We start from the raw sequence: 13,820 nt of genomic DNA on the forward strand, positions 1-13,820 counted from the left end.
AGCCAGCTCCCACATTGGGTTGCTGTTGTTTTTTAGACCGCATCCCTTGGCAGCATCAAGCCCAGCGGCAAGCGCACCCGCGCTTCCAGGCCGCCTTCTTCGCGGTTGCGCAGCTCAACATTGCCGCCATGCATCGAAGCAATTCGCCGCACAATCGCCAGCCCCAGCCCCGTACCCTTGCCGCCCCGCGCACGGTCGCCACGGGTGAATGGGTTGAAAATACCTTCCAGCTCCGCCGGGTCGATGCCCGTACCACGGTCCATCACGCTCAACACCACATAGGGCGCCGTGCTGTCGCCGGACACATAGGCGGCCACTTCCACATCTGAACCCGCGTGATGCAAGGCGTTGCCGATCAGGTTGTTCAACAGGCGCTTCATCGATACCCGACGCAATGCAAACGGCTGGATCGGCTCCAGGCGCATGCGCACCTGTTCGCCATTCTGGTTGTAGGGCGCTACCACCTCACGCACCAGGTCCGTGAGGTCGACTTCCTCCACCACCTCATCACGGCCATCGCGGATAAACGCCAGGAACTGGTCGAGAATCGCGTCCATGTCCTCGATGTCGCGCACCATGTCGTCGGTCAGGTCGTTATGGTTGCCCATCAACTCCAGGGACAGCCGCAAACGCGTCAGCGGCGTGCGCAAGTCATGGGACACGCCCGCCAGCATCAGCTCGCGTTCGCGCCCGGCCTGTTCGACATCCTCCGCCATCTGGTTGAAGGCACCGTACACCTCGGTCATCTCACTGGGCGTATCGCTGATCGGCAGGCGCACACTGCGCCCCTGCCCGAGTTGGCGGGCGGCAAACACCAGGCGTTTAAGCGGTTGGTTGAGCTGTCGGACGAAAATCCACGCGGAAGCGGTTGAAAGTAAACCGATGGCCAGGAACCAGCCCAACACGTTCCAGATTTTTTGCCCGCGCAGCGGATGGGGGTAAAGGGGCACCTTGATCCAGGCATCTCCCAGACTCGGAGCCCTGACCCAGAGTGCAGGTGAAACATGCATGCGCAGGCGCACCTCGGTGTCCTCTCCCAGCTCAGCCTGCATCTGACGCTGATAAATCTCGCTGTAAGGCCAATGCTGCTCACCTTCGGGCACACCAGCGCCGTCGACTCGAATCAGCGTCGAAGCCTTTGCTACCTTTTCGCGGTTTTCAGGGTCAACGGCCCAGTAGGCACGCAGTGTCAGGGCGACACCGTGGCTGTACTGCCTGTCTACCAGCACGTCTTCGTTCATCAACAGATAAACCAGCGTGAGCGCCTTGGAAAACAGAACGACGATCAGCACCAGCCAAAGGGTGCGAGAGAAGAAACTTTGCGGGAACCACAACGGGGTTTTCATAGGAGACAGCTAAACACCTTGCAGGAACGAGCGGCGCTCGCAGAATTGCAGACGCCGGGCATCCCGTCGACCCTCATGGAGTCAAACGCCGGGATGCCCGCCCCTGCAAGTCATCGGTCACTTGGTTGCAGTGCCATCCGGCACAAACACATAACCCACGCCCCACACCGTCTGGATGTACCGCGGCTTGGCCGGGTCCGGCTCGATCATCCGGCGCAGACGCGAGATCTGCACGTCGATGGAGCGCTCCAGGGCGTCCCATTCGCGGCCACGGGCCAGGTTCATCAGCTTGTCGCGGGTCAACGGCTGGCGAGCATTCATCACCAATGCCTTGAGCACGGCGAACTCGCCGGTGGTCAGCATGTGCACTTCTTCGCCACGCTTGAGTTCGCGGGTCGCCAGTGACAGCTCGTATTCGCCAAAGGTGACGCTCTCGTCTTCGCTGCCTGGCGCGCCCGGTACCGGCGGTGCCTGGCGACGCAATACGGCCTTGACCCGGGCCATCAACTCGTCAGGGTTGAACGGCTTGGCCAGGTAGTCATCAGCGCCCAGTTCCAGGCCCTTGATGCGGCTCAGCTCATCGCCCTTGGCGGTCAGCATGATGATGGGGATCTGGTTGTTCGCACCGCGCAGGCGCTTGCAGGCGGTAAGGCCGTCTTCGCCGGGCAGCATCAGGTCGAGTACGACCAGGTTGAACACTTCGCGCCCCAACAGGCGGTCCATCTGCTCGGTGTTCGGCACCGCGCGGGCACGGTAGCCCTTGGAGTTGAAAAAACGTTCCAGCAGGCTGCTCAGCCCCGGATCGTCGTCAACGATGAGAATTTTTTCGCCTTCAGCAGTTTGTGCAGTGCTGCTCATTAGATGCTCCTCTTATCTCGGCGCGCATTATGGCGTAGCTGCCGTTATACGCACCGTGTGCATTGTTAGCAGATTTTTCCTCCACCGCCAGCGAACCCGCGTCCTACAACCACCGGCGCAGTACCCCCCAAGGGCAGAACGCTGGTTATAATGCGGCGCCTTCACGCAGGGCACTGTCAGACTTTACTGTTTGCAGCCTCAGCCGTTTTTTCAGCGCGGGGCAGCAATTTCCCGATTTCGAGGGTCAATAGGCAGCCTTTTGACCCAGGCAGCGGTGCCGCTGGCGCCGCTCAACCAGCCTCGCAACGCCTTGTTTTCCGGGCCTGCGAGCTGCTTTCAAGAATTTCAGGTGGTTTTATGGACAGCATCAACAGCCGCATTGCCGAGGAACTCGGTGTACGCCCACAACAGGTCGAAGCGGCCGTCGCGCTACTGGATGAAGGCTCCACGGTGCCTTTCATCGCCCGTTACCGTAAAGAAGTGACCGGCAGCCTCGACGACACCCAATTGCGTCACCTGGAAGAGCGCCTGCGCTACCTGCGAGAACTCGACGAACGGCGCATCAGCATCCTCGCCAGCATCGAGGAACAGGGCAAGTTGACCCCGCAACTGGAACGCGACATCAAGCTCGCCGACACCAAGACCCGCCTCGAAGACCTTTACCTGCCGTACAAACAGAAGCGCCGCACCAAGGGCCAGATCGCCCTGGAAGCCGGTTTGGGCGAGCTGGCCGACGGCCTGTTCAACGACCCGTCGCTGGCCCCGGAAGCCGAAGCCGCGCGCTTTATCGATGCCGAAAAAGGCGTCGCCGACGTCAAGGCCGCCCTCGAAGGTGCCAAGTACATCCTCATGGAGCGTTTTGCCGAAAACGCCGGCCTGCTGGAAAAACTGCGCACCTACCTCAAGCAGGAAGCCATTCTCAGTGCTCGCGTTATCGCCGGCAAAGAGGAAGAAGGCGCCAAATTCCGCGATTACTTCGAGCACGACGAGCCGCTCAAGAGCATGCCGTCGCACCGGGCACTGGCGATTTTCCGGGGTCGCAACGAGGGCATTCTCAGCTCGGCGCTGAAAGTCGGCGACGAATTGCCGGGCACCATGCACCCGTGCGAAGGCATGATCGGGCAACAATTCGGCATCCAGAATCAGAACCGTCCTGCGGACAAGTGGCTCGGTGAAGTCGTGCGCTGGACCTGGAAGGTCAAGCTCTACACCCACCTGGAAACCGACCTGCTCGGCGAGTTGCGCGACGGCGCCGAAACCGAGGCGATCAACGTGTTCGCCCACAACCTGCACGACCTGCTGCTGGCCGCACCGGCCGGCCCGCGCGCCACGTTGGGCCTCGACCCGGGCTTGCGTACCGGCTGCAAGGTTGCGGTGGTCGACTCCACCGGCAAGCTGCTGGACCACGCCACCGTGTACCCGCACGTGCCGCACAACAAGTGGGACCAGACCCTCGCCATCCTGGCCGCCCTGTGCGCCAAGCACGCCGTGGACCTGATCGCCATCGGCAACGGCACCGCCAGCCGTGAAACCGATAAGCTGGCCGCCGAGCTGATCAAAAAATCCCCCGCCATGAAGATGACCAAGGTCATGGTTTCCGAGGCCGGCGCTTCGGTGTACTCGGCGTCGGAACTGGCTTCCAAGGAATTCCCGGACCTCGACGTGTCGATCCGTGGCGCCGTCTCCATTGCTCGCCGCCTGCAGGACCCGCTGGCAGAGCTGGTGAAGATCGACCCTAAATCCATTGGTGTCGGCCAGTACCAGCACGACGTGTCGCAGCTGAAACTGGCGCGCGGCCTGGATGCAGTGGTGGAAGATTGCGTGAACAAGGTGGGCGTGGATGTAAACACCGCCTCGGTCGCGCTGCTGGCGCGTATTTCCGGGCTTAACACCACCCTGGCGCAGAACATCGTCACCCACCGCGACGAAAACGGTGCGTTCAAAACCCGCGCTGCGCTGAAGAAAGTCGCACGCCTGGGCGAAAAAACCTTTGAACAGGCCGCCGGCTTCCTACGGGTCATGAACGGCGATAACCCGCTGGACTCGTCTGCGGTTCACCCGGAAGCCTACCCGCTGGTGCAGCGTATTGCCGCCGAGACCGACCGCGATATCCGTTCGCTGATCGGTGACGCCGCGTTCCTCAAGCGCCTGGACCCGAAGAAGTACACCGACGAAACCTTCGGTGTGCCGACCATCACCGACATCCTGCAAGAGCTGGAAAAACCTGGCCGCGACCCGCGTCCCGAGTTCAAGACCGCCGAGTTCCAGGACGGTGTTGAAGACCTCAAGGACCTGCAGCCGGGCATGATCCTCGAAGGCGTGGTCACCAACGTGACCAACTTTGGCGCCTTTGTGGATATCGGCGTGCATCAGGACGGTTTGGTGCACATCTCTGCACTTTCGGAGAAGTTCATCAAGGATCCACGCGAAGCGGTAAAAGCCGGTGACGTGGTCAAGGTCAAGGTCATGGAAGTCGATATCCCGCGCAAACGCGTGGGTCTGTCGATGCGCATGAGCGACACCCCAGGCGAGAAAATCGACGGCGCCCGTGGTGCACGCCCAGGCTCGGCCCCGCGCCAATCCCAGGGTAACGCGCCGCGTAAAGAGCCCACCGCCACGGCCGCGCCGAGCAACAACGCGATGGCGTCGCTGTTTGCCAACGCCAAGCAGTTGAAGAAACGCTGATGGAAATCCCGGCCGGTTTGACCCAGAGCGCGTTCAGCGAACTGATCGGCTGCCGCCTGCAACGCCTGGACGAGGGCGTTGCCGAGGTGGCCCTGACACTGGAGCCGCAGTTGCGCAACCGCGCGGGCAAGCTCCATGGCGGGGCGATTTTCAGCCTGGTCGACATCACCATGGGGCTGGCCTGTTCCAGCGCCCATGGGTTTGACCAGCAGAGCGCGACCATCGAGTGCAAGATCAACTATATCCGCGCCGTCGAAGACGGTGATGTGCTGTGCACCAGCCGGGTGATTCACGCCGGCAGACGCACGTTGGTGGTGGAAGCCGATGTGTATCAAGGCGAAAGACTTGTCGCAAAAGCACAAGGCACCTTCGCTGTCCTCTAGCTCCCCGCCCTCGATTTGAGTTAATTTCGGCGCTGCGACAACAGCGTCGGAATTTTCTTGCTGCGCTATAGCCCAATTCATGGAGTGAAGTAGGCTTTTTCAATGTGAGCCAAATCGACTCTAAACCAGGCGATAACGCCAGTTTCAACTTCACCCTTGTAGACCGTCCTGCCCACCCCCATATTGGGGCGACTGACGCGTGAAGGAATCCAACTTGAGCGAACTTCTCAACCGCCGCCTGGCCCTGCTCGGCAAGCGCGAACACCTCTCCCTGCTAGAGCAATGCTTGCACGGCATCGAGCGTGAATGCCTACGCGTCACCGGTGAGGGTCGCCTGGCACAAACGCCGCATCCAGAAGCCCTGGGCGCCGCGTTGACCAATGAATTGATCACCACCGACTACTCGGAATCGCTGCTGGAGTTCATCACTCCCGCCCTGCCCAACCCGGCCGACACCCTGAGCAGCCTGGACAAGATCCATCGGTTTGCCTACAGCAAGCTCGGCAGCGAGTACCTGTGGAGCCCTTCGATGCCGTGCCCGTTGCCGGCCGAGGAAGATATTCCGATCGCCTACTACGGCACCTCCAATATCGGCCAGCTCAAGTACGTGTACCGCAAGGGCCTGGCCCTGCGTTACGGCAAGACCATGCAGTGCATCGCCGGCATCCACTACAACTTTTCCCTGCCGGAACAGCTGTGGCCGTTGCTCAAGGAGACTGAAGGCTTCGTCGGCACCGACCGCGACTACCAGTCCACCGCCTACATCGCGCTGATCCGTAACTTCCGCCGCTACAGCTGGCTGCTGATGTACCTGTTTGGTGCTTCACCGGCCCTGGACGCCGGTTTCCTGCGCGGCCGTTCGCACCAACTTGAAGTGCTGGACGCCGACACGCTGTACTTGCCGTACGCCACCAGCCTGCGCATGAGCGACCTGGGTTACCAGAGCAACGCTCAGGCTGGGCTGACGCCGTGCTACAACGACTTGAACAGCTACACCGACAGCCTGCGCGAAGCGGTGGCAACGCCCTACGCGCCTTACGTCGAAATCGGCACCCATAAGGATGGTGAATGGGTGCAGCTCAACACCAACATCCTGCAGATCGAAAACGAGTACTACTCCAACATCCGCCCCAAGCGCGTGACCTACACCGGCGAGCGGCCGATCCAGGCGCTGATGGCCCGTGGCATCCAGTACATCGAAGTGCGCTGCCTGGACATCAACCCGTTCCTGCCGATGGGCATCGACCTGCCGGAGTCGCGTTTCCTTGATGCGTTCCTGCTGTACTGCGCGTTGAACGACAGCCCGCTGTTCGCCAACAACGAGTGTGGCAATGCCACCTCCAACTTCCTCAGTGTGGTCAAGGAAGGCCGTCGCCCAGGCCTGCAATTGCAGCGTGAAGGCCAGGCGGTGGACATGAAGGAATGGGCCACCGAGCTGCTGGAGAAGATCGCCCCGCTGGCGGCCTTGCTGGATGAGAGCCACGGCATCACCGAGCACAGCCAGGCGCTGGACGCTCAGTTGGCGAAGGTCAAGGACTCGTCCCTGACGCCGTCGGCCCAAGTGCTGGCAGCGATGGCCGAGCGCAAAGAGAGCTTTGCGCAATTCTCCCTGCATCAGAGCGAGGTGCACGCCGCGCACTTCCGCCAGGAGCCTTTACCGGCCGAGGAGCAGGCACGCTTTGAAGAGTTGGCACGTAAGTCGCTGGCTCAGCAGGTGGAGCTTGAGCAAAACGAAGTGGGCGACTTTGACGTGTTTGTCGGCTCGTACCAGGCAAGCATTCTGGCGATCAGTAACTAAAGCATCACGCCATCTCCTGTGGGACCTGGTTTGTGTGGGAGCTGGCTTGCCTGCGATGCAAACACCTCGGTGTATCAGTGATACCCAGGTGATGCTATCGCAGGCAAGCCAGCTCCCACATTTGCCTTCATTGGGTTGAAGATTGCGCTCACTCTTCTCCTCATAAGCTAATTCGAAAATGTTATTTATTTTCGAGTTCTTAGATCATTTAGTCTCCTCACACGCCGACCCTCGGCCGCCTGATTGAGGAGCTTCCCCTTGAAACTGCTTACCCCATTGCGCCTCTTGGCCGCATTGTCCCTGGCCGGTGCCAGCCTGTTTGCCCAGGCGGCAGATGTGACCATCGCCTACCAGACCACCGTAGACCCGGCGAAAGTCGCCCAGGCCGACGGTGCGTATGAAAAAGCTACCAACGCCAGGATCGACTGGCGCAAATTCGACAATGGCGCCGACATCATCGCCGCCATTGCTTCCGGCGACGTCCAGATCGGCTACCTCGGTTCCAGCCCGCTGACCGCTGCGGTAACGCGCAAAGTACCCGTTGAAACCTTCCTGGTCGCCACCCAGATCGGCGGCGCCGAAGCGCTGGTAGCGCGCAATGGTTCGGGGATCAACAGCCCACAGGACCTGGTCGGCAAAAAGATTGCCGTGCCTTTCGTGTCTACCGGCCACTACAGCCTGTTGGCCGCGCTGAAACACTGGAACATCGACCCTTCCAAAGTGACCATCCTCAACCTCGCACCACCGGCAATCATTGCGGCGTGGAAGCGCGGTGATATCGACGCGACATACGTGTGGGACCCGGCCCTGGGCGTTGCCAAGGAAAACGGCAAAGTGCTGATCACTTCCGGCGAGCTGGCCAAGTTCGGCGCGCCAACCTTCGATGCCTGGATCGTGCGCAAAGACTTCGCCGAAAAACACCCGGAAATCGTCACGGCCTTCGCCAAAGTCACCCTGGACGCCTACGCCGCCTACCGCAAAGACCCACAGGCCTGGCTGGCCGACAAAGGCAACGTCGACAAGCTGGTGAAGCTCTCCGGCGCCAAGGCCAGTGATATCCCACTGCTGCTGCAAGGCAACGTCTACCCACTGGCCGCTGACCAAGTAACCCTGCTGGGCGCACCGACCACCAAGGCTGTGACCGACACCGCCGCGTTCCTCAAGGAACAAGGCAAAGTCGACGCCGTGCTGCCGGACTACGCCCCTTACGTCAGCGCCAAGTTCATCACTAACTGATTCAAGGAGTTCATCGCGATGGCCTTGCTACAACTGGAGCGCATCAGCGCACAGTACCCAGGCGCCACAGAACCGGTACTGTCCGATATCTCACTCGACCTTGGGCCTCAGCAATTGCTGGTGGCCCTCGGCCCGTCCGGCAGTGGCAAGACTTCGCTGTTGAACCTGATTGCCGGCTTCGTCGAACCTTCTGCCGGGCGCATCACCCTCGATGGCGTGCCGGTCAAAGGCCCGAGCGCCGAACGCGGCGTGGTGTTCCAGGACGACGCTCTGCTGCCCTGGCAGGACGTGCTGGCCAACGTCGGCTTCGGCCTGGAACTGGCCGGTGTGCCCAAGGCACAACGCGAAGTGCGCGCCCGGGAAATGCTCGCACTGGTCGATCTGGCCGGTTTCGACAGCCGCCGTATCTGGCAGCTTTCCGGTGGCCAGAAACAGCGTGTCGGCCTGGCCCGCGCGCTGGCGGCTGACCCTCGCGTGCTGCTGATGGACGAGCCTTTCGGCGCCCTCGATGCCTTCACCCGCGAACAGATGCAGGAGTTGCTCCTGCAAGTCTGGCGGCGCACGGCCAAGCCGGTGTTCCTGATTACCCATGACATCGAAGAAGCGGTATTTCTCGCCACCGACCTGATCCTGCTGGCGCCCAACCCAGGCCAGATCGTCGAGCGCCTGCACCTGGACTTCGGTCAACGCTACGCCGCCGGTGAATCGGCGCGGGCGATCAAATCCGACCCGCGCTTTATCGAAACCCGTGAACACGTGCTGGGCAAAGTGTTCTCGCAACGGCAGGTGCCTGCATGAGCAGCTACGAACTTCCCGCCACGGCCGCCAAGCCGGTAGCGCACAAGGTTATTCCGGTACGTCGTCGCCTGAGCACACGCTGGATCAGCGTACTCACCCTGGTCGCCTTGCTGGCAATCTGGTGGGCGGTTACCGCCACTGGCCTGATCGAACCGCTATTCCTGCCGCCACCATCCGCCGTGCTGCAAAAAGGCTGGCTGCTGGCGACCACCGGCTATATGGATTCCACCTTGTGGCAGCACCTGGGCGCGAGCCTCACGCGCATCGGCCTGGGCCTGGGCTTTGCGGTACTGACCGCCGTGCCGGTGGGGATTGCCATCGGTGCCAACCGCATTGCCCGTGGCATCCTCGACCCGCTGATCGAGTTCTATCGGCCGATTCCGCCCCTGGCTTACCTGCCGCTGATCGTGATCTGGTGCGGCATCGGTGAGCTGTCCAAGGTATTGCTGATTTACCTGGCGATCTTTGCGCCTATCGCCATCGCCACCGCGACCGGCGTGCGCACGGTCGACCCGGCCAAACTGCGTGCCGCGCAGTCGTTGGGCGCCACCCGCGCCCAGTTGATTCGCCATGTGATCCTGCCGAGCGCGCTGCCCGACATCCTTACCGGCGTGCGCATCGGCCTGGGTGTGGGTTGGTCGACCCTGGTTGCCGCCGAGCTGATCGCCGCCACCAGCGGCCTGGGCTTTATGGTGCAGTCAGCGGCGCAGTTCCTGGTCACCGACGTGGTGGTGCTGGGGATTCTGGTGATCGCCCTGATTGCCTTCGCCATGGAAATGGGCCTGCGTGCCCTTCAGCGCAAATTAGTGCCTTGGCATGGCCAGGCACATTGAGTGAGAACCGCATGAGCAGCCTGACCGTTACGCCAATAAGCACCGCCCTGGGCGCCCTGATCAGTGGCGTCGATATCACCCAACCGTTGAGCTTTGAAGAACGTGACGGCATTGAGCAGGCGCTGCTCAGCCACTCGGTGCTGTTCTTCCGTGGCCAAGCCGTCACGCCGCAGCAACAGGCGCGGTTTGCGGCAAATTTTGGCGACCTGCATATTCACCCGATCTACCCCAACGTGCCGGAGCAGCCCGAAGTGCTGATCCTCGACACTGCCGTGACTGACGTGCGCGACAACGCCGTATGGCACACCGACGTGACCTTCCTGCCGACGCCGGCGCTCGGCGCGGTGCTCAGCGCCAAGCTGCTGCCGGCCTTTGGTGGCGACACGTTGTGGGCCAGTGGCATTGCGGCGTATGAAGCCTTGTCGGAACCCTTCAAGCGCCTGCTCGGCGGCCTGACGGCGACTCATGATTTCACCAAATCCTTCCCGCTGGAGCGCTTTGGTAACACCGCCGAAGACCTGGCGCGCTGGGAAGAGACCCGCAAGAAGAATCCCCCCCTGTCACACCCGGTGGTGCGCACGCATCCGGTCAGCGGGCGTAAGTCATTGTTTGTGAGTGATGGGTTCACCACCAAAATCAACGAGCTGGAGCCGGCGGAAAGCGAGGCCATACTCAAGCTGCTGTTTGCCCACGCAACACGGCCGGAATTCACCATTCGCTGGCGCTGGCAGGAGAACGACGTGGCGTTCTGGGACAACCGCGTGACCCAGCACTACGCCGTGGATGACTACCGTCCGCAACGGCGCGTGATGCATCGCGCCACAATCCTGGGCGACGTCCCCTTCTAAACCAGGCACAACCTCTGAATCAATGAAGATCAAAATGTGGGAGCTGGCTTGCCTGCGATAGCGGTGGACCAGCCACAACTTAATCGACTGACACACCGCCTTCGCGGGCAAGCCCGGCTCCCACATTGACCGCGTACTGACGAATGAATTTGCCACACTGAAGATCAAAATATGGGAGCTGGCTTGCCTGCGATAGCGGCGGACCAGCCCATACATTCATCGACTGACACACCGCCATCGCGGGCAAGCCCGGCTCCCACATTGACCGCGTACTGCCGAGTGAATTTGCCACACTGAAGATCAAAATGTGGGAGCTGGCTTGCCTGCGATAGCGGTGGACCAGCCACTACTTCATCGACTGATGCACCGCCATCGCGGGCAAGCCCGGCTCCCACATTGACCGCGTACTGCCGAATGAATTTGCCACACTGAAGGTCAAAATGTGGGAGCTGGCTTGCCTGCGATAGCGGTGGACCAGCCCATACATTCATCGACTGACACACCGCCTTCGCGGGCAAGCCCGGCTCCCACATTTTTGACCGGCTTGTACCGGCTTATTCAGCAGTGGATGGTTTTTCCCACAGGTTAATCCCGCCTTCCTGCGCAAACCGATCAATCTCCGCCAGTTCTTCCGCGCTGAAGCTCAAGTTCTTCAACGCGCCGACGTTTTCAATGATCTGCTCCGGTCGGCTCGCACCAATCAAGGCACTGGTCACCCGCGGGTCACGCAGGGTCCAGGCCAGGGCCAGTTGCGCGAGGCTCTGGCCACGGCGCTTGGCGATTTCATTCAACCCGCGCACATGGGCAATGTTGGCTTCAGACAAGTGCTTGGCCTGCAACGAGCCGCCACCTGGGCGGTTGACCCGCGCATCGGCCGGCACGCCGTTGAGGTACTTGTCGGTGAGCAAACCCTGGGCCAGTGGTGTGAAAGCAATCACCCCTGCGCCAAGTTCGTCGGTGGTATCCAGCAGGTCTTTTTCAATCCAGCGGTTGAGCAGGTTGTAGGCCGGCTGGTGGATCAGCAACGGCACTTTCCACTCTTTGAGCAGCGCCGCCATTTCGCGGGTTTTCACCCCGGAATAAGAAGAGATACCGATGTACAACGCCTTACCCTGCTGCACGGCAGTGGCAAGGGCGCTGGCGGTTTCTTCCAACGGGGTGTCGGCGTCAAAACGGTGAGAGTAGAAAATATCCACGTAGTCGACGCCCAGGCGTTGCAGGCTCTGGTCCAGGCTCGCCAGTACGTATTTGCGCGACCCGCCACCCTGGCCGTAAGGGCCGGGCCACATGTCCCAGCCGGCTTTGCTGGAAATGATCAGCTCGTCGCGGTAGTGCTTGAAGTCTTCACGCAGCAAACGGCCGAAGTTGATCTCGGCGCTGCCATACGGTGGGCCGTAGTTGTTGGCCAGGTCGAAGTGGTTGATCCCCAGGTCAAACGCAGTGCGCAGCAGGGCGCGCTGGGTGTCAATCGGGGTGCTGTCGCCAAAGTTGTGCCACAGCCCCAGGGACAGTGCCGGCAGCACCAATCCACTGCGACCTACGCGGCGGTACGGGATAGATTCATAGCGGTTTTCGGCAGCAATGTAAGTCATCGAATCCTCTCTTGGACGTAGGCAAATAAGGCCTGGGAATAAGGTTATTCCCAGGCCTTTTAACCAGCTGAATCGCTTAAGCCTGCCGCTCCGTTCTACAGCAATTTCCTACCAGAGTGGAACGACGTAGCTGACATAAAAGCGATTTTCATCTTGAACGGTGGCACCGGTAATATCCGGGCTGGCGTGGGCATTTTTCCAGGTCACGCCCAGGCCCTTGAGGGTGCCGGTCGGTACTTGGTAAGCCACGGCAATGTTGCGTTCCCACTCGCTGGTGGTGCCTTGCACGGTGCGGATGTCATCACCGTGGGCATAGGCCGCCGAGAACGTCAGGCCGGTAAGGCCCAGCTTACCGAAGTCATACTTGTACTGCGCAAGCCAAGTGCGCTCACCGGCGTGTTGAAATTTATTCAACTGCATGTTGGTGAGCGCCGGGGTGTCTGCGCCTGAGCCCGGCCCTTGGCGGTTGTCGCCGCTGTTGAGGCCGGAATCGAGGTACGGGAAGTCGCTGTCACCGCTGTTTTTCTGGATGCCCAAGCCGACGGTGTGACCATCCAGGCTGTAGCTCTCCAGCAAGCTGGCGGTGGTTTGGTTGATGCGGCCCTTGCTGGTGCCGTCGCCATACAGACCGGCGCCGGTAAAGTCTTTATCGCCGTCGGCGTTGGCGCCTACACCAAGGCTGCGGAACACGCGCACGTCGGTGTCGATGGCGCCCACGGACAACGCGTCATGGCGCTTGGCGCCGAGGAAGAACTGCTGGTAGTAATCCTCAAGGTTGGAGTACCACAGGCTCACGGTGGTGTTCTGGATGCCGGTGTAATCCGCACCGCCGAACAGGAAGCGATCGCTTTCTCGGGTGCCACCGGCGGTGATCATGCCTTGGTCGCCGGTTTCGCTGCGGATCTTGGTCTTGAAGATATCGCCGCCGGTGAAGGTGAAGTCGCTGAGGTCTTTGGAGACCAGTTGTACGCCGGTATTGGTCTGCTGGTACAGGCGGCCGTCGGTGTTGGCCAGTACCGGGTTGTTGCCATACAGCGTGCCAACCCGCAGTTCATCTTTGGCGAAACGCATCTTGAAGGTCGGGCTGAGTACACCGAACTGGTCGGCGGATTTGCCGTTGTCCAACGGGAACATGCTGCCTGGGTAACGGCCCTGGTGATCCTTGTCGTTGAGGTCGCCGCCGGAGTCGAGTTTCAAGCCGTAAAACGCCTGCAAATCCAGGCCAAAACCGACCGGGCCTTCGGTGTAGCCGGACTTGAAGTTGAACTCGAAACCCTGGCCCCAATCCCGCACGCTATGCGCCTTGGCGTTGCTGCCCACCACATCACGACCTTGCTGGTTGAGATAGCGGTTGAGCAGGGTCACGTCGGCGTGGCTGTCGTCGATAAAATCGGCATGGGCGGACAGCATAAAGCTCGCCATGGCGGCACCTACCATGGGGCT

General features: G+C 61.1%; 11 protein-coding genes. 7 read left to right on the forward strand and 4 right to left on the reverse strand.

Features of this window, described 5'->3' with window-relative positions; genetic code table 11:
* Window positions 1–32: 32 nt before the first annotated feature.
* Window positions 33–1,346, reverse strand: a complete 1,314-nt coding sequence (locus AOA62_RS20195; RefSeq protein ID WP_017135367.1) for an ATP-binding protein — start codon at window positions 1,344–1,346, stop codon at window positions 33–35.
* 117 nt (window positions 1,347–1,463) lie between these two features.
* A complete protein-coding gene (ompR, locus tag AOA62_RS20200) occupies window positions 1,464–2,204 on the reverse strand; it encodes a two-component system response regulator OmpR (protein ID WP_017135366.1) in 741 nt (246 codons plus the stop codon).
* A 357-nt stretch (window positions 2,205–2,561) separates the two neighbouring features.
* On the opposite strand from ompR, the gene AOA62_RS20205 reads away from it, so the two are divergent.
* From AOA62_RS20205 to tauD, 7 genes are all read left to right on the forward strand, one after another.
* Window positions 2,562–4,889 carry a Tex family protein gene (locus AOA62_RS20205; protein WP_099549519.1) on the forward strand — a complete coding sequence of 776 codons (2,328 nt, stop codon included), beginning with the start codon at window positions 2,562–2,564 and terminating at the stop codon, window positions 4,887–4,889.
* On the forward strand, window positions 4,889–5,272 hold the full coding sequence (locus tag AOA62_RS20210; RefSeq protein WP_017135364.1) for a PaaI family thioesterase: 384 nt from the start codon (window positions 4,889–4,891) through the stop codon (window positions 5,270–5,272). Before AOA62_RS20205 ends, AOA62_RS20210 begins: the two co-directional genes overlap by 1 nt.
* Before the next feature lie 214 nt (window positions 5,273–5,486).
* Window positions 5,487–7,070 (forward strand): glutamate--cysteine ligase, encoded by a 1,584-nt coding sequence (gene gshA / locus AOA62_RS20215; protein WP_017135363.1) that lies wholly within the window; start codon window positions 5,487–5,489, stop codon window positions 7,068–7,070.
* A 258-nt stretch (window positions 7,071–7,328) separates the two neighbouring features.
* Window positions 7,329–8,306: a taurine ABC transporter substrate-binding protein gene (gene tauA / locus AOA62_RS20225; protein ID WP_017135362.1), complete on the forward strand. Its 978-nt coding sequence runs from the start codon at window positions 7,329–7,331 to the stop codon at window positions 8,304–8,306.
* 18 nt (window positions 8,307–8,324) lie between these two features.
* Window positions 8,325–9,104, forward strand: coding sequence for a taurine ABC transporter ATP-binding subunit (gene tauB, locus AOA62_RS20230; RefSeq protein WP_017135361.1), 780 nt, complete (start codon window positions 8,325–8,327; stop codon window positions 9,102–9,104).
* Complete coding sequence (gene tauC / locus AOA62_RS20235; protein WP_099549521.1) at window positions 9,101–9,937, forward strand: taurine ABC transporter permease TauC; 837 nt, start codon at window positions 9,101–9,103, stop codon at window positions 9,935–9,937. Before tauB ends, tauC begins: the two co-directional genes overlap by 4 nt.
* A gap of 11 nt (window positions 9,938–9,948) precedes the next feature.
* Window positions 9,949–10,785: a taurine dioxygenase gene (tauD, locus tag AOA62_RS20240; protein ID WP_099549522.1), complete on the forward strand. Its 837-nt coding sequence runs from the start codon at window positions 9,949–9,951 to the stop codon at window positions 10,783–10,785.
* 554 nt (window positions 10,786–11,339) lie between these two features.
* Here tauD and mgrA read toward each other — a convergent pair.
* Window positions 11,340–12,377 carry an L-glyceraldehyde 3-phosphate reductase gene (gene mgrA, locus AOA62_RS20245; RefSeq protein ID WP_017135725.1) on the reverse strand — a complete coding sequence of 346 codons (1,038 nt, stop codon included), beginning with the start codon at window positions 12,375–12,377 and terminating at the stop codon, window positions 11,340–11,342.
* Window positions 12,378–12,485: 108 nt separating this feature from the next.
* Complete coding sequence (locus tag AOA62_RS20250; RefSeq protein WP_099549523.1) at window positions 12,486–13,814, reverse strand: OprD family outer membrane porin; 1,329 nt, start codon at window positions 13,812–13,814, stop codon at window positions 12,486–12,488.
* Window positions 13,815–13,820 lie beyond the last annotated feature (6 nt).

This window comes from Pseudomonas sp. 2995-3, assembly GCF_002742565.1.
Classification (GTDB): Bacteria; Pseudomonadota; Gammaproteobacteria; order Pseudomonadales; family Pseudomonadaceae; genus Aquipseudomonas; species Aquipseudomonas edaphica.

What these genes read in the sequence shown, in the direction of transcription:
- AOA62_RS20195 (WP_017135367.1), bottom strand. Translation starts at nt 1,346, where the DNA reads ATGAAAACCCCGTTGTGGTTCCCGCAAAGTTTCTTCTCTCGCACCCTT.
- ompR (WP_017135366.1), bottom strand. Translation starts at nt 2,204, where the DNA reads ATGAGCAGCACTGCACAAACTGCTGAAGGCGAAAAAATTCTCATCGTT.
- AOA62_RS20205 (WP_099549519.1), top strand. Translation starts at nt 2,562, where the DNA reads ATGGACAGCATCAACAGCCGCATTGCCGAGGAACTCGGTGTACGCCCA.
- AOA62_RS20210 (WP_017135364.1), top strand. Translation starts at nt 4,889, where the DNA reads ATGGAAATCCCGGCCGGTTTGACCCAGAGCGCGTTCAGCGAACTGATC.
- tauB (WP_017135361.1), top strand. Translation starts at nt 8,325, where the DNA reads ATGGCCTTGCTACAACTGGAGCGCATCAGCGCACAGTACCCAGGCGCC.
- tauC (WP_099549521.1), top strand. Translation starts at nt 9,101, where the DNA reads ATGAGCAGCTACGAACTTCCCGCCACGGCCGCCAAGCCGGTAGCGCAC.
- tauD (WP_099549522.1), top strand. Translation starts at nt 9,949, where the DNA reads ATGAGCAGCCTGACCGTTACGCCAATAAGCACCGCCCTGGGCGCCCTG.
- mgrA (WP_017135725.1), bottom strand. Translation starts at nt 12,377, where the DNA reads ATGACTTACATTGCTGCCGAAAACCGCTATGAATCTATCCCGTACCGC.
- AOA62_RS20250 (WP_099549523.1), bottom strand. Translation starts at nt 13,814, where the DNA reads ATGGTAGGTGCCGCCATGGCGAGCTTTATGCTGTCCGCCCATGCCGAT.